A 22,935-nucleotide genomic window follows, 5' to 3' on the forward strand; every position below is an offset into this window, starting at 1 on the left:
CTCAGCCCTTGACGGCTCCGGACGTCAGACCGGCGACGATCCGCCGCTGGAAGAACAGCACGAAGATGACGATCGGGATGGTGATGATGACCGCGGCCGCCGCGATGGCCTGGGTCGGCTTCTCGAAGGTCGTGGCGCCCTGGAAGTACGACAGCGCCGCCGGGACCGTGCGGGCGTCGGTCGAGGTCGTCAGCGAGAGCGCGAAGAGGAAGTCGTTCCAGCAGTTGATGAAGACCAGGATCGCCGTGGTGAAGACCCCCGGCATCGCCAGCGGCGCGATCACCTTGCGGAAGGCCTGGTAGGGCGTGGCGCCGTCCATCTTGGCGGCCTTCTCCAGCTCCCACGGGATCTCCCGGAAGAAGGCGGAGAGCGTGTAGATCGCCAGCGGCAGCGCGAACGTGATGTACGGGATGATCAGCCCGAGCCAGGTGTCGAAGATGCCGATGGCGACGGTGATGCTGAAGAGCGGGGTCACCAGCGCGATCTGGGGGAACATCGCGACCAGCAGCGAGGCCCCCACGATCGCCTTCTTGCCCGGGAACTGCAGCCGCGCGATGGCGTACGCCGCCGACGTGCCGATGAGCAGGGCCAGGAAGGTCGAGATCAGGCAGATCCCGATCGAGTTGATCAGCGCCCGGGTGAAGTCGTCGTTGCTGAAGATCTGCTGGTAGGCCTCGAAGGTCGGCGAGGTAGTCATGTAGCGGCCGTTGTTGAGCTCGCCGTCGGACTTCAGCGAGAGCGAGACGATCCAGATCACCGGCACGAAGGCGTAGATCAGGACGACCGCGTTGACGGCGCCCCAGTAGAGCTTGCGGCGCGGCGTCTCGAGCGTGTTGGTGGCCGCCATCACCGACCCCCGTCCGCACCGGGCGCGGCGGTGCCGAAGCCCTTGATGAACACGAAGGCGACGATCGCGATCGTGAGGAAGATCAGCACGGCCATCGCGGACCCGATGCCCAGGTTGAGCCCGCGTATCAGGTTGTTGTAGGCGAGCACGGAGACCGACGAGGTGTCGTTGGCGCCGCTGGTGAGCACGAAGATGTTGTCGAAGATCCGGAAGGAGTCCATGACGCGGAAGAGCAGTGCGACGAGGATCGCCGGCTTCATCAGCGGCACGGTGACCTTGATGAAGCGCTGCCAGGCGTTGGCGCCGTCCATCGACGCGGCCTTGAGCAGGTCCTCGGGCACCAGCGCGAGGCCCGCCATCAGCAGCAGCGCCATGAAGGGGATGGTCTTCCAGACCTCGCTGAGCAGGATGATGAAGAGCGAGGGCCATCGCTCGGTCAGCGGGGCCGAGTCGGGGCCGGCGAGCCAGCCGATGCCCTGGCTCCAGGCGAAGCGCCAGGAGAAGGCCGCGACGACGGTGACGATGGCGTAGGGCACGAGCGCGGAGGTGCGCACGAGGCCGCGACCCACGATCGTGCGGTGCATCACGATGGCCAGCGCCATGCCGAGCACCAGCTGCAGGGCCGCGCCGACCACGGTGATGAAGGAGGTCACGAAGAAGGCGTTCCACCAGTAGGGGCTCGACAGGATGGTGATGTAGTTGTCGAGGCCGACGAACTCGCGGTCGCTCGGGTTGCGCAGGTCGGCCCGCATGAAGGACAGGTAGACCGCGTAGGCGATGGGGTAGGCCGTCACGGCCGCCATCACGATGACCGCGGGGGCGCAGAGCATCAGCCCGAAGCGTCGTTCGGCGCGGATGCCCTCGTTGTGTCGCTGTCGGGCGATCCGGGCGGCCTCGTCCTCGGCCTCCGACCTGCCCGGGCCCGGCTGGGTGGTGGTCGCGCTCACGGCAGGATCCCCTTTCCGTCCAGGGCGTCCTGGATCTCGCTGCGCAGCCGCTCCGCGGTCTCCTCCGGCTCGATCTGCGAGGGCGGCGAGATGACGTTGGAGATGGTCGTCGAGATGTTCTGGTAGACCGGCGACTTCGGGCGGTTGGAGGCCGTCTGCAGCGAGTCGAGGATGATCTCGTACTGCGGGAAGGCCTCGCGGATCTCCGGCCGCTCGAAGAGCGCCTCGGTCACCGGCACGTCACCGGCCTCGATCGCCTGGGTCACCTGGCTCTCCGGGGAGGCCATGCACAGCGCGGCCTCGAAGGCCTCGGCCTTGTGCTCGGAGGTCGAGCTGACGCCGATGTTGCGCCCACCGAGGGTGACGCGGGCCGGCTGGTCCTCGGTGGTCTGCGGGATGCTGGTCGCGGCGAGGTTGTCGAGCACCTCGGCGCTCTGCTCGTCGGTCTCGGCCGCGGCGGCCATGGCGCTCGACACGTAGGGCCAGTTGAGGATGAAGGCCGCCTCGCCGGTCTGCATCTGGGCGAAGACCTCGGGCTCCTGGCTGTTGGAGAGCGAGCGGGACGCCGTGCCGTTGGTGCCGAGCTCGCGCAGCAGCTCCAGCGCCTGCACGGTCTTGTCGTCGATCTCGACCTCGGTGCTGTCCTCGTTGACGATCTCGCCGCCGAAGGAGGCCAGCACGGTGTTGAAGCCCACCACGTAGCCCTCGTACTGCGCGCCGGTGAAGCCGATGACGTAGGGCTCGCCCTGCTCCTTGAGGTCCAGCGACATCTCGAACATCTCCTCCCAGGTGGTGGGAGGCTCGTCGACGAGGTCGGTGCGGTACCAGAGCAGCTGCACGTTGGTGCTCTTCGGGATCGCGTAGAGGGTGTCGTTCCAGGTCGCGGTGTCGATCGGGGGCTGCAGCAGTCCCTCGGTCGCGCGCTCGGCGTCCTCGCCCTCGATCGGCTCCAGCCAGCCCGCCTCGGCGAACTCGGCCGTCCAGGTCACGTCGGGACCGACCACGTCGATGCCGGTGTCGCCGGCGGCGAGGCGGCGTACGAGCTGGTCGCGCTGGCCGTCGGCGTCGCTCGGCAGCAGGTTGCCGATGATCCGGTAACGGCCGTCGGACTCCTCGCTGCAGCGCTGCATGATCTCGGCCATGCCCAGCTGGGAGGCGTCGCCGTAGTAGTTCAGGTCGATCGCCCCGGAGTCACCGCCCCCACAGGCTGAGAGCACCGTGCAGGCGACCACGGCGCTGCCGCCTGCCGCGAGCCATCGTCGGGATCGTGCCTGTCGAGTCATCGACCGCTCCCCTTCCCCGAGCCCCGGCTGTGATCTGGCTCACAGGCGGGATACGACGGACCCTAGTCGCGCGGGGTTGAGGACCACAAGAGTGTCAGGAGTGACGCACCCACGCCGTCGCGTCGGCCGGCAGCAGGTCGCCGTCGAGCTCGGTGGACGCGACGAGCACCTCCCCCTCGGGCAGCGGGTACGGCTCGCCCCCGACGTTGGTCACCACGCGCACCGCGGGGCCGTCACGGCCCACGCTGTCGAAGGCGAGCACGTCGTCGACGCCGCTCTCGACCCAGACCAGCTCGCGCATCCCGAGCCCGAGCTCGCGGCGGACGCGCAGCAGCTCGCGGTAGAGCTCGAGCGTCGAGCCCGGGACGCCGCGCTGACGGTCTACGGCGAGCTCGCCGTAGACGTCGGACTGGGGCAGCCAGCTGCGCTCGGACGGCCCGAAGCCGAAGGACGGGGCGTCGCCCTCCCACGGCACCGGCACCCGGCAGCCGTCGCGGCCCCGGCTGGTGTGGCCCGAGCGGACCCAGGTCGGGTCCTGCAGCACGTCGTCGGGCAGCTGAGTCGCCTCGGGCAGGCCCAGCTCCTCGCCCTGGTAGAGGTACGCCGACCCCGGCAGCGCCAGCATCAGCGCGGTCGCCGCCCGCGCACGGCGCAGCCCGACGGCGGCGTCGGGCTGCGGGTCGTCGGGGCCCACCGCGTCCATGCGCGTCGGACCGGGGGTCGGCTCGTAGCCCAGCCGGGTGGCGTGGCGCACGACGTCGTGGTTGGAGAGCACCCACGTCTGGGGGGCGTCGTACGGCGCGACGACCGCGAGCGACTCGGTGACCGACTCGCGCAGCGCCGAGGCGATCCACGGGGTGACGAGGAAGGGGAAGTTGAAGGCCTGGTGGAGCTCGTCGGGGCGGACGTAGAGCGCGAGGGCGTCGTACGGGACCACCCAGGCCTCGGCGCACAGCATCCGGTCGGCGTCCTCGCCGGGGATGCCGTAGGAGTCGGTGACGCGGCGCCACCGGCGGTAGATGTCGTGGACCCCGGGCTGGTCCCACATCGGCATGCTCGACGTCGTCACCGTGACCTGCTCGCCCGGCGGGAGGTCGACGATGTTGACCTCCGTGTCGGGGAGGCCCTCGACCTTGACCAGGCCGTGCGCGACGTCGATGCGGAAGCCGTCGACCCCGCGGTCGAGCCAGAAGCGGATCACCGACTCCATCTCGTCGCCGACCTCGGGGTTGGTCCAGTCGAAGTCGGGCTGCGTGACGTCGAAGAGGTGGAGGTACCACTGGCCGGGCCGGCCGTCGGCCTCGGTCACCCGCGTCCACCCCGGGCCGCCGAAGTTGCTGCGCCAGTTGTTGGGCGGCTCCTCCCCGTCGGGCCCGCGGCCGTCGCGGAAGACGTAGCGGGCCCGCTCGGGACTGCCGGGGGGCGAGGCCAGCGCGGCCTGGAACCACGGGTGGTCGCTCGAGGAGTGGTTGGGCACCAGGTCGACGACCACGCGCAGGCCGAGCTCGTGCGCCCGTGCGAGGAGCGCGTCGGCGTCGGCGAGCGTGCCGAAGCGGGGGTCGACGTCGCGGTAGTCGGCCACGTCGTAGCCGGCGTCGTGCTGCGGCGAGGTGTAGAAGGGCGAGAGCCACAGCGCGTCGACTCCCAGCTCGGCCAGGTGCGGCAGCCGCGCGGTGATGCCGGGGAGGTCGCCCATGCCGTCACCGTCGGCGTCGGCCCACGACCGCGGGTAGACCTGGTAGATCACGGCGTGGCGCCACCACTCGGACCCGGGACTGCTCTGCTGCTCGCTCACGCGGCCCAAGGCTAGTGTCGGGCGGTGACCTCCTGGACCGCCGGCCTCCTCGACGACGCCGCGGTGCTCTCGGGCCGGGCGCTGGCCCCCGCGCTGCAGGCCCACCACGCCGTACGCCGCGGCCCCGGCGGCGAGGCGGTCGGGGCCTTCTGCGTCACCGAGCGCGAGCTGACGCACCTGCGCACCGACGACCTGCCCGTGCACCTCGCGATCACCGGCGGCGCCGGCGCGCTCGAGGCCGCGCTGCGCTGGACGACGGGCAACCCCGGGCGCGTGAGCCTGCGCCGGGTCTCGGTGCGGCTGCGCGGCGAGGAGACCCCCGCGCGCAACGCCCGCCGCGTCGTCGCGGTGCTCGACTCGGTGGAGCTCGACGACGACGTCGAGGTCTACGCCGCTCCCCCGCCGGGCCCCGTCTCACCGGCCTGGCTGGGCGCCCTCGACGAGCTCGCCCTCCGCGAGGTTGGCCTGCTGCTCGACGGGCCGCCCGACCCGGGCGTGGTCGACGCCGCCCTCGACCGCGAGCTGGCGATGGTCGTCACGGCGGACTCCCCCGACGACGTCGTCGCGGCGCTGACGACCTGTCGCACGGTCCTGGACGGCGCGGCGCCGGCACCCGACTGGCTCACCACCGACCCCGACGCCGCCGCCCGCACCCGCCGCTGGTGCCGCGCTCTCGTCGTCCCCGACCTCCCCTCCGCCGAGAGGTCACTCCCTGACCGCCCAGAGGTCACTGCCTGACCACCGAGAGGTCACTGCCTGACCACCGAGAGGTCACTGCCTGACCGCCCAGTGTCAGCGAGTGACCCCTCGACCGTCAGCGAGTGACTCCTCGACCGTCAGCGAGTGACCTCTCGGCGGGCTGGTCCACCGCGTGGCGGACTTGCTGCGCGGGTCGGGGGCACGACAATCTGGTTGCCGTGGACAACGACGACGCCCACCGCCTCAGCAACGACCTGGTCGTGCTCAGCGGCCGCCTGGTGCGAGAGGTGCGTCGCGGCACCTCCGAGGTCTCGGCCGCCGGCTTCCGGCTGCTCGCCCTGCTCGACGAGATCGGGCCGAGCAGCATCGGCACCCTGGCCGAGGTCGACCGCTGCACGCAGCCGACGATGAGCGGACTGGTCAAGGGACTGGTCGTCAAGGGGTGGGCCGACCGCAGCCCCCACCCGACCGACGCCCGCTCCACCGTCGTCGACCTGACCAACGACGGCCGCTCGGTGCTCGCGGACGTGCGCTCGCGCAACGCCTCGGTGATGGCGCGCCGCGTGGCCGAGTCCGGTCACTCCGTGGCCGAGCTCTCCGCCGCGGTGCGGCTGCTCCGCGACGTCACGCAGCCCGCCACGCCCGGCGTTCGGTGACCCCGAGGGGTCGATGCATCGGAGTCCTCGCTAAAGTGGTTGCCGAATACAACCACTAGGAGTGCTCGTGCTGCGTCAACCCCGGGCCGTCTGGGCCGTCGCCTTCGCCTGCGTCATCGCCTTCATGGGCATCGGCCTGGTCGATCCCATCCTCAAGCCCATCGCCGACGAGCTCGGCGCCTCCCCCAGCCAGGTGTCGCTGCTCTTCACCAGCTACATGGCGGTGATGGGCGTGGCGATGCTCGTGACCGGCGTGGTCTCGTCGCGGCTCGGCGCCAAGCGCACGCTGCTGCTCGGGCTCGCGCTGATCATCGTCTTCTCCGCCCTCGCCGGCGCCTCCGACACCGTCGGCGCCATCGTGGGCTTCCGCGCGGGCTGGGGACTGGGCAACGCGCTCTTCATCGCCACGGCCCTCTCGACGATCGTCGTCTCCGCGAGCGGCTCCGTCGCCCAGGCGGTCATCCTCTTCGAGGCCGCCCTCGGGCTGGGCATCGCCATGGGCCCGATCGTGGGCGGCCAGCTCGGCTCCCTCAGCTGGCGCGCACCCTTCTTCGGCGTCGCCGTGCTCATGGGGGTCGCGCTCCTCGCCACGGCGGTGCTGCTGCCCTCGACCCCGCCGGCGCAACGGCGTACGACGCTGGCCGACCCGTTCCGCGCCCTGCGCCACCCCGGCCTGCTGACCATCGCCCTGACGGCGCTCTTCTACAACGTCGGCTTCTTCACCCTGCTCGCCTTCACGCCCTTCCCGCTGGACCTGCCCGCGGCCCAGGTCGGCTGGGTGTTCTTCGGCTGGGGACTGATGCTCGCCGTGACCTCGGTGTGGCTGGCGCCGGTGCTGCAGCGGCGCTACGGCACCGTGCCCACCGTCGTGGTCTCGCTCGTGCTCTTCGCCGCCGACCTGGCCGCCATGGCGCTGCTGACCGACTCCAAGCCCGCCCTGGTGATCAGCGTGGTGCTGGCGGGCGGCTTCCTCGGCGTCAACAACACGGTGATCACCGAGGCCGTCATGGGCGCCGCCCCGGTCGAGCGACCGGTCGCGTCGGCGGCGTACAGCTTCGTGCGCTTCTCGGGCGGGGCCGTGGCGCCGTACGCCGCGGGGCGGCTGGGCGAGGACGTCTCGGTGCACGCGCCCTTCTGGATGGGCGCGGCCGCCGTGCTGGTGGGCGCCGCGGTGCTGCTGCTCGGCCGGCACCACCTGTCGCGCCCGGAGCACGCCCAGGAGCACGGCGCCGCGGAGGCTCAGCTCGTGGCGACCGGCGACGCCGGCTGAGTGAGCCGCCCATCCGCCTGAGATGACGGCATCTCAGGCGGGTCGGCGTACATCTGGGGCGGGTCGGCGTACATCTCAGGCGGGTCGGCGTACATCTGGGGCGGGTCGGCGGGTCGGTCAGCCGCGTCGGGCCCAGTCGCGCAGCCGCTCGATGCGGGCGCGGAGCTGGTCGGCCGAGGCGGCCGCGGCCGGAGGGCCGCCGCACTCCTTGCGCAGCGTCGCGTGGGTGACGCCGTGGGGCTGGCCGGTGCGGTGGTACCACGCGGCGACCAGGCCGTTGAGCTCGCGCCGCATCGTCGCGAGCTGCTCGTGCGTCACCTGCTCGCGCGGCTCGTCGTGCTGCCGCGGCACCTCGGCCTTGCGGTGGCTCGCGCGCTCGCGCTGCCGCAGGTGCAGCAGGTCGCGCACCTGGTCGGCGTCGAGCAGCCCGGGGATCCCCAGGAAGTCCATCTCCTCCTCGGAACCGACGTGCACCTCGCCGGCGTGGCCGAACTCGGCGCCGTCGTAGAGCACCCGGTCGAAGGTCGCGCTGGAGCCGATCGCCTCGAAGGGGAGCTGCTGCAGGTCGTCGGAGGCCGCCTCCGACTGCTGCTCGCGCGCGAGCAGGTCGTCCTCCGCGGCGAAGAGGTCGTCGGCGTCGCGCACCGGGCGGCCGAGCACGTGGTCGCGCTCGAGCTCCAGCTGCCCGGCGTGCTCGAGCAGCGCGGGCACCGACGGCACGAAGATCGACGCCGTCTCGCCGCGGGCGCGGGCACGCACGAAGCGGCCGACCGCCTGCGCGAAGAAGAGCGGCGTCGCCGTGGTGGTGGCGTAGACGCCGACCGCCAGCCTCGGCACGTCGACCCCCTCGGAGACCATGCGGACGGCGACCATCCAGCGGCTGCCGTCCTCGGCGAACTTCTGGATCCGCTTGGACGACGAGGGCTCGTCGGAGAGCACCAGCGTCGGCTTCTCCCCCGCCACCTCAGCCAGGCGCGCCGCGTAGGCGCGGGCGTGCTCCTGGTCGGTCGCGATCACGAGACCGCCGGCGTCGGGGACGTGGCGCCGTACCTCGGTCAGGCGGCGGTCGGCGGCCTGCAGCACCGCGGGGATCCACGCTCCGTGGGGGTCGAGCGCCGTGCGCAGCGCCTGCGCGGTCATGTCCTTGGTCAGCGGCTCACCGAGCCGCGCCGCCACCTCGTCGCCCGCGCGGGTGCGCCACTCGACCTGGCCGCTGTAGGCCATGAAGAGCACCGGGCGCACGACGTGGTCGGCCAGGGCGTGGGCGTAGCCGTAGGTGTAGTCGGCCACCGAGCGCGGCACGCCGTCGTCACCGGGGGCGTAGGTGACGAACGGGATCGGGTTGATGTCGGAGCGGAAGGGCGTGCCGGTCAGCGCCAGCCGCCGCCGGGCGGGCTCGAAGGCCTCGCGCACCGCCTCGCCCCACGACAGCGCGTCGCCCGCGTGGTGCACCTCGTCGAGGATCACCAGGGTCCGGAAGCGCTCGGTGCGCACGCGGTGGGCCAGTGGGTTGGCCGCGACGCCGGCGTAGGTCAGCGCCACCCCGAGGAAGTCCTTGCTGCTGCGGCGCCGGGTGGAGAAGTCGGGGTCGAGCGGGATGCCGACCCGGTCGGCGGCCTGCGCCCACTGGTGCTTGAGGTGCTCGGTCGGGGCCACCACGGTGACCCGCTCGACCAGGCGCCGCGAGAGCAGGTCGCTGGCCAGCGAGAGGGCGAAGGTCGTCTTGCCGGCGCCGGGGGTGGCCACGGCCAGGAAGTCGCGGGGGCTCGTCTCGGCGTACGCCGCCAGGGCAGCGGTCTGCCAGGCGCGCAGGCTCGGGGCGGTGCCCCACGCGGCGCGGTCGGGATAGGCCGGCGGCAGATCGATCTGCCCCGGCTGGCGTGGGTCGCTCAAGCTGTCTAGCGGTCCTTGTCGCGGTAGCGGAACCAGGCGAGGTCCATCCGGTCGACCTGGCCTTGCGTGAAGTGGTTCATGCAGGCGTCGTAGGAGTAGTTCATGAAGTTGCGCACGGGGTCGACGCCGGGGGCCTTGCAGGTGTTGCGGCCGACCTGGCAGCGGAAGCTCGGCTCGGCCTCGGCCGGGGTGTCGGCGACGTGGTCGCCCCGGCCCTCGCAGCCGCCCTGGAAGGTGTGGAAGAGCCCCATCCAGTGACCCACCTCGTGCACCAGGGTGTCGCCGGTGGCGTAGCCCTTGGCCCGCCCGCCGGGCAGGCCGTCGACGCTGACCGTGACGCCGTCGAGGCGACGGTTGGGGTACTTGTGCTGCCAGGGGAAGCGGGCGTAGCCGAGGATGCCGCTGAACTCGCCCGGGCGACCCGGGCGGGTCAGGTAGAGGTTGAGGCTGTGGGCGCCACCGCGGTGGAGCTTGCGCCGCATGGTCCGGTCGGCCTTGCTGTTGCCGACGGCGTGGTACCAGGTGTCGTTCTTGACCACCCGCACCGAGGCCAGCCAGAAGCGGTAGCGCGTGCCGGGCCCGAGCGAGGACTTCTCGCCCGCGAAGGACTTGTTGAGGCGCTCGACGTACTTGCGCGAGGCGCGCATCGGCACCGTGCGGTCGGTGCGGTGGGTCCCGCGCACGATGCTGACGTGCACGGGGATGCGCACCCGACCGGGCAGCGCCCGCTCGGCGCGGCGCATCTGGTCGGGGGACGCGACGGGGTCGAGCGCCTCCTGGTCGGCGTGCGAGACCTCGGGGTGGTCGGGGTGCTCGCGCCAGGCCGTGGGCGTGCTGCGCGCGGACGCGGTGTCGGGCTGGCAGAGCGCGTCGAGCGCGCCGGCCGAGATGCGCGCGCTGCCCGCCGTGGCGGTGACGGCCGCGGACGCACCCTCGGCCGCGAGGAGCGGCAGCAGCACGGCGAGGGCCGTGGTCAGCGAGAGACCGAGGAGACGGCTCCTCATGCGTCGTCCCCGTCGTTGCCGCCCCGCAAGGAGTCCCAGACTTCCTTGCAGGCAGGGCACACGGGGTACTTCTGCGGGTCCCGGCTGGGGACCCACACCTTCCCGCAGAGCGCGACGACGGGGGTGCCGGTGACCATCGCCTCCATCAGCTTGTCCTTGGGGACGTAGTGCGAGAAGCGCTCGTGGTCACCGTCGTGGGTGGGCACGGTGCGCTCGTCGACCCTGGTGTCCTCGAGGACACCGGTCCCGAAACCGGTCGTCTGGGGGCTGCTCACCCCCCGATGGTACTCACGAGGCGAGCAGGACACGGAGTCGTCGCCCCAGGCTCGGCGAGCCGTCGGGGCACAGCCGGCGTGCCGCCCGCTGCAGGCGGGCCCCGGCGGCGACGGCCGCGGGCCCCTCGCCGGCGGCGAGCCCCGCCGCCCAGGCCAGCCGTGCCCGCTCTCGGCGCCGGGCGCGCTCGAGGAGGGCGAGCAGCGGCTCCGAGGAGGGGTGCGCCAGCTCGGCCTCCACCAGGGCCCGGAGCCCCGGGAGCTGTCGCGCCGTCTCGGCCCAGGCGTGCACGACGGTGCCCGGCAGGTCCCGCGGCTCACGTGCGAGGCCGCGCTCGACCTCGGCGGAGAGCCTCGCGTGCCAGCGCAGCAGCAGCGCCCCCACCAGGTCGACCGCGTCGGCGAAGGCAGCCTCGGCACCCGGTGTGGCGAGTGCGACGTCGAGCAGGTCGGCGGGCGCGGTCGCGGTCGCCACCGCGTCGTCGAGCCGGCTGCGGGCGTCGCGCAGCACCTGGCCCCGCAGCTGGCTGGAGGTCGAGGTCGAGGAGGTCATGGTGATGCCTTCCGAGTCGGACATACTCACGGTACGTACTTTCAGTATGTACCCGCGGTCGGACCGACCCCGCGCTCCGCCGGGCGTGAGGTCACCCACATCGCCCCCGCGTCGGGCCTATGCTTCGCCGGTGCCACCAGCCCCCCTGCGACGCCGCTACTCGGCCGCCACCAAGCGGGCGCTGCTCGACGTCGCCGCGGCCCAGTTCGCCGAGCACGGCTACGCCGGCACCAGCCTCGACGTCGTGGTCGCCGGCGCGCAGGTCACCAAGGGCGCGCTCTACCACCACTTCGCCGGCAAGCAGGCGCTCTTCGAGGACGTCTTCGCCCGGGTGGAGGAGGACGCCGCGGCGCGGATCCGCGCCGCCATGACGTCCGCCGGCGACCCATGGGACCAGGCCCGCAGCGCGCTGCGGGCCTTCCTCGACGTCGTGCGCGAGCCGGCCTACCGCCGCGTGGTGCTGCAGGACGGCCCGGCGGTGCTCGGGCACGAGCGCTTCCGCGAGCAGGAGGAGCGCACCAGCCGTGCCTTGGTGCACGAGGTCACCGAGCGCGTGCTCGTGGCCTCGGCCGAGGTCGTCGACCCCGCCATGGTCGACACCTTCAGCCGCATCCTGTACGGCGCCGTCTCCGCCGCCGGCGAGCAGGTCGCGAGCGCGGCGGACCCGACCGCAGAGACGCTGCGCGTGGAGTGCGCCCTCGGCGTCGTCCTCGACGGGCTGCGGCAGCAGGCCACGGCGGGACTGCGCCTCACGGACCCCGTCGCGGCCCCCTGAGCACCGGTCCCGGCGCAGGTCCCGGCGCAGGCGTCAGCGCACGTCTCAGCGCAGGGCGAGCCTGCCCCCGTCGGCGTCGCGCGGCAGCAGCTCGATCCAGGTGCGGCCGGCGGGCACGCTGAGCTCCTCGCCGTCGGCGGTGACCAGCTGCAGCGGCTCCTGGCGGGTCTGCTTCTTCCAGGTCGCGCGCACCATCGTGCCGCCGTGGAAGAGCACGGCGTTGCCCTCGCCCTCGTAGATCGACTCCGGCACCGGGTAGCCGGCCGGGTCGAGGTAGCCGGCGTCGCCCTGCTGCACCCGCAGCACCAGCACGGTGTCGGGGTTGAAGCGGTCGCCCTGCGCGGCGTAGCTGTTCTCGTTGACGTAGCGGGTGCCGTCGAAGCGCCACGAGGTCGTGTGCGCGGGGCTGAAGACCGCGTCGAAGGCCTTGGCGGGCCGGCCGCCCTCCACGTCGTCGGCGGAGCCCCAGGGGAGGTAGCTCGCGGGGACCTTGGCCAGGTCCTTCTCGGCCTCGGCCGCGCGACGCACGTTGACCATGAGGTTGTACGGCGCCCGGCGCGCGCCGTCGCGGGCCCAGCCGGGACCCTCGCCCTCGGTGCGGACCTCGACCAGCGAGTCGGCCATGCGCCGCACCGTGGGCGGCGCGCCGCCGCTGGCGAGCAGCAGCGCGTGGGCCGGCTTGACGATGCCGATGTCGGTGGCGCGCATCGAGCGCACCGGACCGGCCTGCGTCGGGAGCTGCTGGTAGAAGAAGGTGGCGAGCCGGGTGATGCCGCCCTCGACCAGCTCCTCGGTCACCAGGTCGGCCTTGCCGAGCCCCACCTGCGGGGAGCTGCTCGCGGAGTTGTCGATCTTGACCACCGTCACCGGGTGGTCCGGGGTGCGCCCCTCGACCGGCTCGCCGGTCAGCGGCCAGAGCGCGGCCAGCTCGGCCCCGCCCTCGACCGGCTGGGAGTCGGGCTCGGCGGCAGGGGCGTCGTCGCCGCCCGCGCTGCAGCCGGCCAGGGCCAGCACCGTGGTGGCGACGACGGCCGTCAGCAGGCCGGAGCGCAGGGCGCGGGGGGAAGCGGCACGCATGAGGCCAGGATGACCCACTGCCGTGCCCGATCCGCGCACGTCCACACCCGGGGTGTCGCCGCGACCCGGATCGTGGCCTCTCAGATCTTGGCGCCGCCGTCGACGTACAGCGTCTGGCCGGTGATGTACGACGCCTCGTCGCTGCACAGGAAGGCGGCCGCCGCGGCGATGTCCTCGGGGAAGCCCACGCGCTTGACGGGGTTGGACTCCGCGGCGGCGGCACGGAAGGACTCGACGTCCATCCCGACCCGCCGGGCGGTGTCGTCGGTCATGTCGGTGGCGATGAAGCCGGGGGCGATGGCGTTGACGTTGACGCCGAACTTGCCGAGCTCCAGGGCGAGGGTCCGGGTGAAGCCCTGGACGCCGGCCTTGGCCGCGGAGTAGTTGGCCTGACCGCGGTTGCCGTTGGCCGAGACGCTGGAGAGCCCGAGGATCTTGCCGTACTTCTGGTCGACGAAGGTCTTCTGCACGGCCCGGCTCATCAGGAAGGCGCCCTTGAGGTGCACGCCCATGACGGAGTCCCAGTCGGCGACGCTCATCTTGAAGAGCAGGTTGTCTCGGGTGATGCCGGCGTTGTTGACCAGCACGTGCACCCCGCCGAGCTCCTCGACGACGCGTGCGACGGCGGCCGCGGAGGACTCCTCGTCGGCCACGTCGCAGCCGACGCCGATGGCGCGGGCGTCGCCCTGCAGCGGCAGGCCGCTCGCGGTGAGGGCGGCCTGGGCCTCGTCGAGGTCGAGCACGGCGACCGAGGCACCCTCCTCGGCGAGCCGGGCGGCGATGGCCGCCCCGATCCCCCGGGCGGCGCCCGTCACGATCGCGATCCGTCCCTCGTAGCGGCCCATCTGCACTCCTCGCTTCGTCTCTGGTTACTCGCGGGTCACGTTAGCGAAGGGTCACAGGACGGCCGCGAGGCGGGCGGCGTACTCGTCGCGCTCGGTGGTGTCGGCGTAGGTCGTGCGGGGCCAGAAGAAGCCGCGCAGCCCGTCTCCCTTGGTGCGCGGGACCACGTGGCAGTGCAGGTGGGGCACCGACTGGGAGACGGTGTTGTTCATCGCCACGAAGGACCCCTGCGCGCCGAGCCCGTCGACCATCGCCGCGGCCAGACGCTGCACCAGCGCGAGGAAGCCGTCGCGCTGCTCCGCGGGCAGGTCGGGCAGCGTCACCACGTGGTCGACGGGGACGACCAGGACGTGGCCCTTGAAGAGCGGCCGGGTGTCGAGGAACGCCACGAGGTGCCCGTCGCGGTAGGCCTCCGACGCCGCAGCGCGACCCGCCACGATGGCGCAGAAGGCGCAGTCCGCCATCGGTCTCCCCCGTCGCCCGTCGCGGTCAGCTCAGCTGGTGCGGCTCGGGCCGCGACTTGTGGCCCTCGTCGGAGCCCACGGCGTCACCGCCGCCCTCGGAGGTGCTCCCCCCGCCCCGCGGGTCCTCGAAGCGCACGATGACGCCCTTGGAGGTCGGGGTGTTGCTGCCCTCCGCGGTCGAGTCGAGCGGGATCAGCGGGTTGGTCTCCGGGTAGTACGCCGCCGCGCAGCCGCGCGGGGTGTCGTAGGAGACGATCCGGAAGCCCGGGGCCGAGCGCTCAGTGCCGTCCTCCCACTCGCTGACCAGGTCGACCAGGTCGCCGTCGCGACGGCCGAAGGCGACGATGTCGTCGGGGTGCACGAAGACGACCCGGCGACCGTTCTCCACGCCGCGGTAGCGGTCGGAGAGGCCGTAGATGGTGGTGTTGAACTGGTCGTGGCTGCGCATCGTCTGCAGCACCAGGCGGCCCTCGGGCACATGCAGCACGCTGACCGGGACCGCGGTGAAGACGCCCTTGCCCTGCTCGGTCGGGAAGGTCCGGGTGTCGCGGGGCGGGTGCGGCAGCACGAAGCCACCCGGCTGCTCCACCTTCTCCTCGTACGCCGCGCAGTCGGGCACCACGATGCCGATCGAACGGCGGATCTCGCGGTAGTCGGCGCGGTAGTCGGACCAGCGCACCGGGTGGTCGGGGCCGAAGGTCGCCTCGGCGATGCGACACACGATGTCGACCTCGGAGCGCAGGTGCGGGCTCGCGGGCTGCAGCGGCCCCTTCGAGGCGTGCACCGCCGACATGGAGTCCTCGACGGTGACGCGCTGCTCCAGACCGCCGGTCAGGTCCTTCTCGCTGCGTCCGAGCGGCGGCAGGATCAGCGCCGTACGGCCGATGGCGACGTGCGAGCGGTTGAGCTTGGTCGCGACCATCACGGTCATCTCGGCCTGCTCCATCGCCGCCTCGGTGACCTCGGTGTCGGGCGCCGCGGAGACGAAGTTGCCGCCCATGCCCATGAAGAAGCGGACCTTGCCGTCACGCAGGGCGCGGATGGTGTCGACGGTGTCGTAGCCGTGCTCGCGCGGCGGCTCGATGCCGTGGTGGTCGCGCAGCGCGTCGAGGAAGTGGTCGGGCACGCGCTCCCAGATCCCCATGGTCCGGTCGCCCTGCACGTTGGAGTGACCGCGCACGGGGCACAGCCCCGCCCCCGGCTTGCCGATGTTGCCCTGCAGGAAGGCGACGTTGACGAACTCCTTGATGGTGCCCACGGCGTTGCGGTGCTGGGTGATGCCCATCGCCCAGCAGTGCACGGTGGCCTCGGAGGCGATCAGCATCTCCGCGGCCTCGCGGATCTGCGCCTGCGACAGGCCGGTGGCGCGCTCGACGAAGTCCCAGTCGGTGGCCTCCACCTCCTTGCGCCAGTCCTCGAAGCCGACGGTGTGGCCGGCGATGAAGTCGTGGTCGACGACGCCGCCCTCGGCGGCCTCGCGCTCGAGCAGCACCGCGGCGATGCCGCGCCACAGCGCCAGGTCGCCGTTGACGCGCACGGGGAGGAAGAGGTCGGCCAGCTCCTGGCCGACCGTCATGCCCCGCGGGGTCTGGGGGTTCTTGAACTTCACCAGCCCGGCCTCGCGCAGCGGGTTGATGGCGAGGATCTTGGCGCCGTTGCGCTTGGCGACCTCGAGCGCGCTGAGCATGCGCGGGTGGTTGGTGCCCGGGTTCTGGCCGCTGATGACGATCAGCTCCGCGCGGTGCACGTCCTCCAGGCTCACCGAGCCCTTGCCGATGCCGATGGTCTCGGCCAGCGCCATGCTGGTCGACTCGTGGCACATGTTGGAACAGTCGGGCAGGTTGTTGGTGCCCAGGCTGCGTGCCAGCAGCTGGTAGACGTACGCCGCCTCGTTGGAGGTCTTGCCCGAGGTGTAGAACGCCGCCTCGTCGGGGCTCTGCAGCGCGCGCAGCTGCTCGCCGATCATGGCGAAGGCGTCGCTCCACTCGATCGGCTCGTAGTGCGTCGCGCCGGCACGGCGGACGACGGGGTGGGTCAGCCGGCCCTGGTGGCCCAGCCAGTAGTCGGTCTTGTCGGCCAGGTCCGCCAGGCTGTGCGCGGCGAAGAACTCCGGGCCCACGTAGCGGTCGACGGCCTCCTCGGCGACGGCCTTCGCGCCGTTCTCGCAGAACTCCGCGGTGTGACGGTGACCCGGCGCCGGGTCGGGCCAGGCGCAGCCCTGGCAGTCGAAGCCGTCGACCTGGTTGAGACGCAGCAGCGTCCGGGCCGTGCGGACCGGCCCCATCTCCTCCACCGCCCGCTTCATGGCCACGGCCACGGCGGTCGCACCGGCCGCCTCGTCCTTGGGGCCGTGCACCTCCAGCCGTGACTCGTCGATGTCGTCGAGGGGGGCGGAGCGTCGCCACTGGATCCGAGCCATGGCACGTGTGTACCCGAGTGTCGGTCGCGATCCCCTGCCGGGGTGCCGCTTCCTTGACTGGCCTCGGGGCGAGACCTACCTTCGCGAGGTGGAGCATGTGACCCAGGCCACACCCAGCCCTCACGCACATGCCGACGTCGTCAGGGCGGTGGTCGACGAGCACCGGCACGAACCCGGCAACCTGCTCGTCGTCCTGCTCGACCTGCAGCAGCGCCTGGGGCACCTCGACCCCGCGCTGGTGCCCGTCGTCGCCCACGAGCTCAACCTGTCGCGGGCCGAGGTGCACGGCGTCATCACCTTCTACCGCGACCTGCGCACCACCCCGCCCGCCCCGGTGCGGGTGCGGCTGTGCCGTGCCGAGGCGTGCGCCTCGGTGGGGGCCGAGGCACTGGTGAGCGACGTCGGCGAGCGCCTGGGTGCCCGGCTCGGGGGGACCACCCCCGACGGCCAGGTCTCCCTCGAGGAGGTCTTCTGCCTCGGCAACTGCGCGCTCGGCCCGTCCGGGCAGGTCGACGGCCGGGTGCACGGGCGCCTCGACGCCGACCGCGTGCTCGACCTGGTCGCGAGGGCACGCCCGTGAGCGCGCCCTCGAACGGGCCGGTGACCGTCTGGGTGCCGCGCGACTCGGCGGCGGTCTCGGTCGGCGCCGACGAGGTCGCCGCCGCCCTCAAGGCCGCGGCCGCGGCGCACGGGCGCGACGTGCGCCTGGTGCGCACCGGCACCCGGGGGATGCTCTGGCTCGAGCCCTTCGTGGAGGTGGAGACCCCGGCGGGGCGGGTGGGCTACGGCCCGGTCGCCGCCCGCGACGTCGACCGGCTCGTCGCCGACGGCCTCCTCGACGGCGTGCCGACCGGTCCGGCGCACGGGCCGGTGGAGGAGATCGCGTGGCTGCGCGACCAGCACCGCCTCTGCCTGGCGCGCGTCGGCGTCGTCGACCCCCTCTCCCCCGACGACTACCTCGCCCACGGTGGGCTCGCCGGTCTCCGCCGGGCGCTGTCGCTCGAGCCCGCCCAGGTCGTCGAGGAGGTCGTCGAGTCGGGTCTGCGCGGTCGGGGCGGCGCCGGCTTCCCGGCCGGCATCAAGTGGCGCACCGTCGCCGAGGCCGAGGAGGCCCAGGGTGGCGGGACCACGTACGTCTGCTGCAACGCCGACGAGGGCGACAGCGGCACCTTCGCCGACCGCGTGGTGCTCGAGGGCGACCCCTTCGCGCTGATCGAGGGGATGGTGGTGGCCGGCTACGCCGTCGGCGCCCACGAGGGCTACGTCTACCTCCGCTCGGAGTATCCCGACGCCGCGGCGGTGCTGCGCCGCGCGATCGCCCTGGCCCACGAGCGGGGCTGGCTGGGCGACGACGTCCTCGGCTCGGGCTTCGGCTTCGAGCTGCACCTGCGGATGGGCGCCGGTGCCTACATCTGCGGCGAGGAGACCTCGATGCTCGAGAGCCTCGAGGGGCGGCGCGGCACCGTGCGGGCCAAGCCCCCGATCCCGGCGCTCGTGGGCCTCTTCGGTCGTCCGACGGTGGTCAACAACCTGCTCACGCTGGTCAGCGTGCCCGCGATCCTGGCCGACGGCGGGGCGGCGTACGCCGCCTTGGGCGTCGAGCGGTCGCGCGGCACCCAGGTCTTCCAGCTCGCCGGCAACGTGGCGCGCGGCGGCCTGGTGGAGACGCCCTTCGGCGTCACCCTCCACGACCTGGTGCACGGCTGGGGCGGCGGCACCCGCAGCGGCCGCCCCCTGCGCGCCGTCCAGGTCGGCGGACCCCTGGGCTCCTACGTGCCCGCCGACGGGCTCGACCTGCCCACCGACTACGAGGCGCTGGCCGCAGCCGGCGCGATGCTCGGCCACGGCGGCCTCGTGCTCTTCGACGACACCGTCGACATGGCCTCGATGGCGCGCTTCGCCATGGAGTTCTGCGCCGAGGAGTCCTGCGGCAAGTGCACCCCCTGCCGGGTGGGCGCGGTGCGCGGGGTCGAGGTGATCGACCGGATCACGGCCGGTGTCGACCCCGACGACAACCTCACGCTGCTGGGCGACCTCTGCGACCTGATGACCGAGGGGTCGCTGTGCGCCATGGGCGGCCTGACGCCCAACCCCGTGCGCAGCGCGCTGCGGCACTTCCCCGACGACTTCACCGCCCGCACCTCACCGGCACCACCTCAGGGGACACCATGACGCTGCAGCGCGAGCCCGACCTCGGTACGCCGCCCCCCGCGGCCGCCGACCCCGCCGCACCTCCCGTCACGCTGAGCGTCGACGGCGTCGAGGTGAGCGTCCCCGCGGGCACCTCGGTGATGCGCGCCGCCGCGCTGCGCGGCGTCGACGTGCCGAAGCTGTGCGCCACCGACAGCCTGGAGGCCTTCGGCTCCTGCCGGCTGTGCCTGGTCGAGATCGACGGCCGCAAGGGCGCGCCGGCCTCGTGCACCACGCCGGTCGAGGCCGGCATGGAGGTCCGCACCCGCTCGCCCCGGCTGGAGCGGCTGCGGCAGGGGGTCATGGAGCTCTACCTCTCCGACCACCCCGCCGAGTGCTCGGGCTGCGCCAGCGGCGCCTGCGAGATGGGCCTGCTGGCGGCCGATGTCGGGCTGGAGCAGGTGCGATACGGCCGCGAGGGCCGCAGCCACCTCGACCTCCCGGCCGACGACAGCAACCCCTACTTCGACTTCGAGCCCTCCGCCTGCATCGCCTGCTCGCGCTGCGTGCGCGCCTGCGGCGAGGTGCAGGGCACCTACGCCCTGACCATCGAGGGCCGCGGCTTCGACTCCCAGGTCTCCGCCGGCGCCGGCGAGAGCTTCATGGACTCCGAGTGCGTCTCCTGCGGGGCGTGCGTGCAGGCGTGCCCGACCTCGGCGCTGACCGAGAAGTCGGTGGTGCAGCTCGGGATGCCGACCCGCTCGGTGCTGACGACGTGCGCCTACTGCGGGGTGGGCTGCTCCTTCCGCGCCGAGCTGCGCGGCGACGAGCTGGTCCGCATGGTGCCGGAGAAGGCCGGCGGCGCCAACGAGGGCCACTCGTGCGTCAAGGGACGCTTCGCCTTCGGCTACGCCACCCACACCGACCGGGTGCTCTCCCCGATGGTCCGCGAGTCGATCACCGACGAGTGGCAGGAGGTCGACTGGGAGACGGCGATCACGCACGTCGCCCAGCGGATGCGGGCGATCCAGCGAGAGCACGGCCCGGGCTCGATCGGCGGCATCACCTCCTCGCGCTGCACCAACGAGGAGGTCTACGTCGTGCAGAAGATGGTGCGCACGGCCTTCGGCAACAACAACGTCGACACCTGCGCGCGGGTGTGCCACTCCCCCACCGGCTACGGCCTGAAGCAGACCTTCGGCGAGTCCGCGGGCACGCAGGACTTCCGCTCGGTCGCCGACGCCGACGTGATCGTCGTGATCGGCGCCAACCCCACCGACGGCCACCCGGTCTTCGCCTCGAGGATGAAGCGGCGGCTGCGCGAGGGCGCCCAGCTCGTCGTGGTCGACCCGCGCCGCATCGACCTGGTGCGCTCACCGCACGTCGAGGCGGCATACCACCTGCCCCTGGCGCCGGGCACCAACGTCGCGATGATCAACGCCTTCGCCCACGTGGTGGTGACCGAGGGGCTGGTCGACCGGGAGTTCGTCGACGCGCGGTGCGAGGACTTCGACGCGTGGGCCGCCTTCATCGCCGGTCCCGAGCACAGCCCCGAGGCGGTCGAGGAGGTCACCGGGGTGCCGGCGGGCGACGTGCGCGCCGCCGCCCGTCTCTACGCCGGCGCCGGCAACGCCGCGATCTACTACGGCCTCGGCGTCACGGAGCACAGCCAGGGCTCCACGATGGTGATGGGCATGGCCAACCTCGCGATGGCCACCGGCAACATCGGGCGCAGCGGGGTCGGGGTCAACCCGCTGCGCGGGCAGAACAACGTGCAGGGCTCCTGCGACATGGGGTCCTTCCCCCACGAGCTCCCGGGCTACCGGCACGTCTCCGACGACGCCGTCCGCGAGAGCTTCGAGGGCCTGTGGGGCAGCACGATCTCGCCCGAGCCCGGCCTGCGGATCCCCAACATGTTCGACGCCGCGCTCGACGGCAGCTTCCGCGGCCTCTTCGTGCAGGGCGAGGACATCGCGCAGTCCGACCCCAACACCAGCCACGTCTACGCCTCGCTGCGGTCGCTGGACCTGCTGGTGGTGCAGGACCTCTTCCTCAACGAGACGGCCGCCCTCGCGCACGTCTTCCTCCCGGGCACGTCCTTCCTCGAGAAGGACGGCACCTTCACCAACGCCGAGCGCCGCATCAACCGCGTGCGCCCCGTGATGGAGCCGCGCACCGGCAGGCACGAGTGGCAGGTCGCGTGCGAGATCGCCCAGGCGATGGGCTACCCGATGCACTACGAGCACCCGCGCGAGATCATGGCGGAGATCGCGGCGCTCACCCCCACCTTCGCCGGCGTCTCCTTCGACAAGCTCGACCGGCTGGGCAGCGTGCAGTGGCCCTGCCGCGACGAGGCGTCCACCGGCACCCCGGTGATGCACGTCGAGGAGTTCACCCGGGGCAAGGGCCGCTTCGTGGTCACGGCGTACGTGCCGACGCAGGAGCGGGCCACGCGGCGCTACCCGCTGATCCTCACGACCGGACGGATCCTGAGCCAGTACAACGTGGGGGCGCAGACACGGCGCACGCCCAACGTCGTGTGGCACGCCGAGGACGTGCTCGAGATCCACGCCAGCGACGCGGAGCTGCGCGGCATCCGGGACGGCGACCAGGTCACCATCGCCAGCCGCACCGGCGAGACCGTGCTGCGGGCGCTGATCTCCGACCGGATGCCGCCGGGGGTCGTCTACACGACCTTCCACTACCCGCTCACCGGCGCCAACGTGGTCACGACCGACAGCTCCGACTGGGCCACCAACTGCCCGGAGTACAAGGTGACGGCGGTGCAGGTCACGGTCGGCGTGACCGCGACCGCGGACCACGAGCTCGCCGGGCGCGCGGACCGATGAGCGTCGCGGCCCCGGGGGGCGCCCCGCTGCGGCTGGCCACCGACATCGCCCTGCAGTTCCGCCACCTCCCCGAGGAGGAGGCGGCCGAGCGCGTGGCCACCCACCTGCGGATGTTCTGGGACCCGCGGATGCGCACCCGGCTGCGCGAGGCGGTCGACTCAGGCGTCGACTGCGACCCCGTGGTCGCGCGGGCCGCCGCCCTGCTCCCCCGCTGAGCCCTCCGGCTCCCGCGCGCCGGTGCGCTCGGCCCCCACGCCGGCGGCCACGACGAGGCAGATGCCCAGCACCGCGAGCGGTCCGGGCACCTGGGCGAGCAGCACCAGCCCCACGAGCAGGGCGAAGGCGGGCTCCAGGCTCATCAGGGTGCCGAAGGCCGCCGCGGTGAGCCGTCGCAGCGCCAGCAGCTCCAGGCTGAAGGGCAGCACCGGCAGCAGCAGCGCGAGCCCGAGCCCGACCAGCCACAGCCCGGGCGTCATCTGCGGCAGCGTCGCGGGGCCGGCCACCAGCGAGGCGGTCACGGCCGCCACCGGCATCGAGACGCCGAGACCGGCCAGCCCCGCGACCTGGTCACCGACCCGCTGGGTCAGCAGGATGTACGCCGCCCAGCAGCACGCCGCGGCGAGGGCGAAGCCGACGCCGACGGGGTCGGCGCCGCCCGACCACGGCTCGGTCAGCAGCAGCACGCCGGCGGCCGCGAGCCCCGGCCACACCCACCGCGCACTGCCCCGGCCGCGCAGCACCGCCACGCCCAGCGGTCCGAGGAACTCCAGGGCGCTCGCGGTGCCCAGCGGGAGCCGGGCCACCGCCTGCATGAAGAGCAGCGTGACACCGGCGGTGACGATGCCCAGCAGCACGGCCGCCACGGGCGCCTCGCGTCGCCACCGGATCCGCCACGGTCGGCCGATGACGAGCATCAGGGCGCCCGCCCACACCAGTCGCAGCCAGGCCGCCCCCTCGGCGCCCACCAGGTCGATGAGCCCCACGGAGACCGCGAGGCCCACCTGCACGCTGAGCATCGCGGCGCACGCCATCAGCGCGCCCCTGTCGACCGTGGAGGGGCCTTGGGAGGAGGTGGTCACGGCACCAGTGCACCCCACGTCGATCGTCCACGTCCACGCGGATGTGCTTCACCCATCGTCCACGGATGTAGGACGATGTG

The 22,935-nt window shown here is 72.9% G+C and carries 21 protein-coding genes; 8 read left to right on the forward strand and 13 right to left on the reverse strand.

The window, feature by feature from the left end; translation table 11 throughout:
* Nucleotide 1 precedes the first annotated feature (1 nt).
* The 4 genes from IG63_RS0113445 to IG63_RS0113460 form a co-directional block, all read right to left on the reverse strand.
* Nucleotides 2-847 carry a carbohydrate ABC transporter permease gene (locus IG63_RS0113445; RefSeq protein WP_030484877.1) on the reverse strand — a complete coding sequence of 282 codons (846 nt, stop codon included), beginning with the start codon at nt 845-847 and terminating at the stop codon, nt 2-4.
* A complete protein-coding gene (locus tag IG63_RS0113450; protein ID WP_030484878.1) occupies nt 847-1,794 on the reverse strand; it encodes a carbohydrate ABC transporter permease in 948 nt (315 codons plus the stop codon). The genes IG63_RS0113445 and IG63_RS0113450 overlap by 1 nt, the downstream gene beginning before the upstream one ends.
* Nucleotides 1,791-3,026, reverse strand: a complete 1,236-nt coding sequence (locus IG63_RS0113455) for an ABC transporter substrate-binding protein (RefSeq protein WP_211249324.1) — start codon at nt 3,024-3,026, stop codon at nt 1,791-1,793. Before IG63_RS0113455 ends, IG63_RS0113450 begins: the two co-directional genes overlap by 4 nt.
* A 145-nt stretch (nt 3,027-3,171) precedes the next feature.
* Nucleotides 3,172-4,872: a glycoside hydrolase family 13 protein gene (locus IG63_RS0113460; protein WP_030484880.1), complete on the reverse strand. Its 1,701-nt coding sequence runs from the start codon at nt 4,870-4,872 to the stop codon at nt 3,172-3,174.
* 24 nt (nt 4,873-4,896) lie between these two features.
* Here IG63_RS0113460 and IG63_RS0113470 point away from each other — a divergent pair, with 24 nt between their 5' ends.
* From IG63_RS0113470 to IG63_RS0113480, 3 genes are all read left to right on the forward strand, one after another.
* Nucleotides 4,897-5,610: a hypothetical protein gene (locus IG63_RS0113470; protein WP_030484881.1), complete on the forward strand. Its 714-nt coding sequence runs from the start codon at nt 4,897-4,899 to the stop codon at nt 5,608-5,610.
* 179 nt (nt 5,611-5,789) lie between these two features.
* Nucleotides 5,790-6,227: a MarR family winged helix-turn-helix transcriptional regulator gene (locus IG63_RS0113475; RefSeq protein ID WP_030484882.1), complete on the forward strand. Its 438-nt coding sequence runs from the start codon at nt 5,790-5,792 to the stop codon at nt 6,225-6,227.
* 67 nt (nt 6,228-6,294) lie between these two features.
* Complete coding sequence (locus IG63_RS0113480) at nt 6,295-7,497, forward strand: MFS transporter (RefSeq protein WP_036195624.1); 1,203 nt, start codon at nt 6,295-6,297, stop codon at nt 7,495-7,497.
* 117 nt (nt 7,498-7,614) lie between these two features.
* On the opposite strand, the gene IG63_RS0113485 is transcribed toward IG63_RS0113480, so the two are convergent.
* Genes IG63_RS0113485 through IG63_RS0113500 form a run of 4 tightly spaced genes read right to left on the reverse strand, consistent with a single transcriptional unit; the run spans nt 7,615 to nt 11,243 of the window.
* Nucleotides 7,615-9,390 (reverse strand): DEAD/DEAH box helicase, encoded by a 1,776-nt coding sequence (locus IG63_RS0113485; RefSeq protein WP_030484884.1) that lies wholly within the window; start codon nt 9,388-9,390, stop codon nt 7,615-7,617.
* Between the two features lie 5 nt (nt 9,391-9,395).
* Nucleotides 9,396-10,394, reverse strand: coding sequence for a zinc metalloprotease (locus IG63_RS0113490; protein WP_030484885.1), 999 nt, complete (start codon nt 10,392-10,394; stop codon nt 9,396-9,398).
* Nucleotides 10,391-10,669 carry a DUF3039 domain-containing protein gene (locus IG63_RS0113495; protein ID WP_030484886.1) on the reverse strand — a complete coding sequence of 93 codons (279 nt, stop codon included), beginning with the start codon at nt 10,667-10,669 and terminating at the stop codon, nt 10,391-10,393. The genes IG63_RS0113490 and IG63_RS0113495 overlap by 4 nt, the downstream gene beginning before the upstream one ends.
* Nucleotides 10,670-10,682: 13 nt before the next feature.
* A complete protein-coding gene (locus tag IG63_RS0113500; RefSeq protein ID WP_030484887.1) occupies nt 10,683-11,243 on the reverse strand; it encodes a hypothetical protein in 561 nt (186 codons plus the stop codon).
* Between the two features lie 106 nt (nt 11,244-11,349).
* Here IG63_RS0113500 and IG63_RS0113505 point away from each other — a divergent pair, with 106 nt between their 5' ends.
* Nucleotides 11,350-11,994 carry a TetR/AcrR family transcriptional regulator gene (locus IG63_RS0113505; protein ID WP_051706774.1) on the forward strand — a complete coding sequence of 215 codons (645 nt, stop codon included), beginning with the start codon at nt 11,350-11,352 and terminating at the stop codon, nt 11,992-11,994.
* A gap of 45 nt (nt 11,995-12,039) precedes the next feature.
* Here IG63_RS0113505 and IG63_RS0113510 read toward each other — a convergent pair whose 3' ends face one another.
* From IG63_RS0113510 to IG63_RS0113525, 4 genes are all read right to left on the reverse strand, one after another.
* A complete protein-coding gene (locus tag IG63_RS0113510; protein WP_030484889.1) occupies nt 12,040-13,071 on the reverse strand; it encodes a DUF3048 domain-containing protein in 1,032 nt (343 codons plus the stop codon).
* Nucleotides 13,072-13,151: 80 nt separating this feature from the next.
* Nucleotides 13,152-13,916, reverse strand: coding sequence for a 3-oxoacyl-ACP reductase FabG (gene fabG, locus IG63_RS0113515; RefSeq protein WP_030484890.1), 765 nt, complete (start codon nt 13,914-13,916; stop codon nt 13,152-13,154).
* A gap of 51 nt (nt 13,917-13,967) precedes the next feature.
* Nucleotides 13,968-14,378, reverse strand: a complete 411-nt coding sequence (locus IG63_RS0113520; RefSeq protein WP_030484891.1) for an HIT family protein — start codon at nt 14,376-14,378, stop codon at nt 13,968-13,970.
* Nucleotides 14,379-14,403: 25 nt separating this feature from the next.
* On the reverse strand, nt 14,404-16,797 hold the full coding sequence (locus tag IG63_RS0113525; protein ID WP_051706776.1) for an FdhF/YdeP family oxidoreductase: 2,394 nt from the start codon (nt 16,795-16,797) through the stop codon (nt 14,404-14,406).
* Between the two features lie 88 nt (nt 16,798-16,885).
* Here IG63_RS0113525 and IG63_RS0113530 point away from each other — a divergent pair, with 88 nt between their 5' ends.
* The 4 genes from IG63_RS0113530 to IG63_RS0113545 are packed head-to-tail and all read left to right on the forward strand — an operon-like array spanning nt 16,886 to nt 21,991.
* The gene (locus tag IG63_RS0113530) at nt 16,886-17,377 is read left to right on the forward strand and encodes an NAD(P)H-dependent oxidoreductase subunit E (protein WP_245604432.1); all 492 of its coding nucleotides are present in this window, start codon (nt 16,886-16,888) and stop codon (nt 17,375-17,377) included.
* Nucleotides 17,374-18,969 carry a formate dehydrogenase beta subunit gene (locus tag IG63_RS0113535; protein ID WP_036195542.1) on the forward strand — a complete coding sequence of 532 codons (1,596 nt, stop codon included), beginning with the start codon at nt 17,374-17,376 and terminating at the stop codon, nt 18,967-18,969. Before IG63_RS0113530 ends, IG63_RS0113535 begins: the two co-directional genes overlap by 4 nt.
* Nucleotides 18,966-21,776, forward strand: coding sequence for a formate dehydrogenase subunit alpha (fdhF, locus tag IG63_RS0113540; protein WP_036195545.1), 2,811 nt, complete (start codon nt 18,966-18,968; stop codon nt 21,774-21,776). The genes IG63_RS0113535 and fdhF overlap by 4 nt, the downstream gene beginning before the upstream one ends.
* Nucleotides 21,773-21,991, forward strand: coding sequence for a formate dehydrogenase subunit delta (locus tag IG63_RS0113545; RefSeq protein ID WP_030484896.1), 219 nt, complete (start codon nt 21,773-21,775; stop codon nt 21,989-21,991). The genes fdhF and IG63_RS0113545 overlap by 4 nt, the downstream gene beginning before the upstream one ends.
* Here IG63_RS0113545 and IG63_RS0113550 read toward each other — a convergent pair.
* Nucleotides 21,935-22,855 carry an EamA family transporter gene (locus IG63_RS0113550; RefSeq protein WP_245604433.1) on the reverse strand — a complete coding sequence of 307 codons (921 nt, stop codon included), beginning with the start codon at nt 22,853-22,855 and terminating at the stop codon, nt 21,935-21,937. The genes IG63_RS0113545 and IG63_RS0113550 overlap by 57 nt on opposite strands.
* Nucleotides 22,856-22,935 lie beyond the last annotated feature (80 nt).

Source organism: Nocardioides aequoreus (assembly GCF_000720335.1).
Classification (GTDB): Bacteria; Actinomycetota; Actinomycetes; order Propionibacteriales; family Nocardioidaceae; genus Marmoricola; species Marmoricola aequoreus.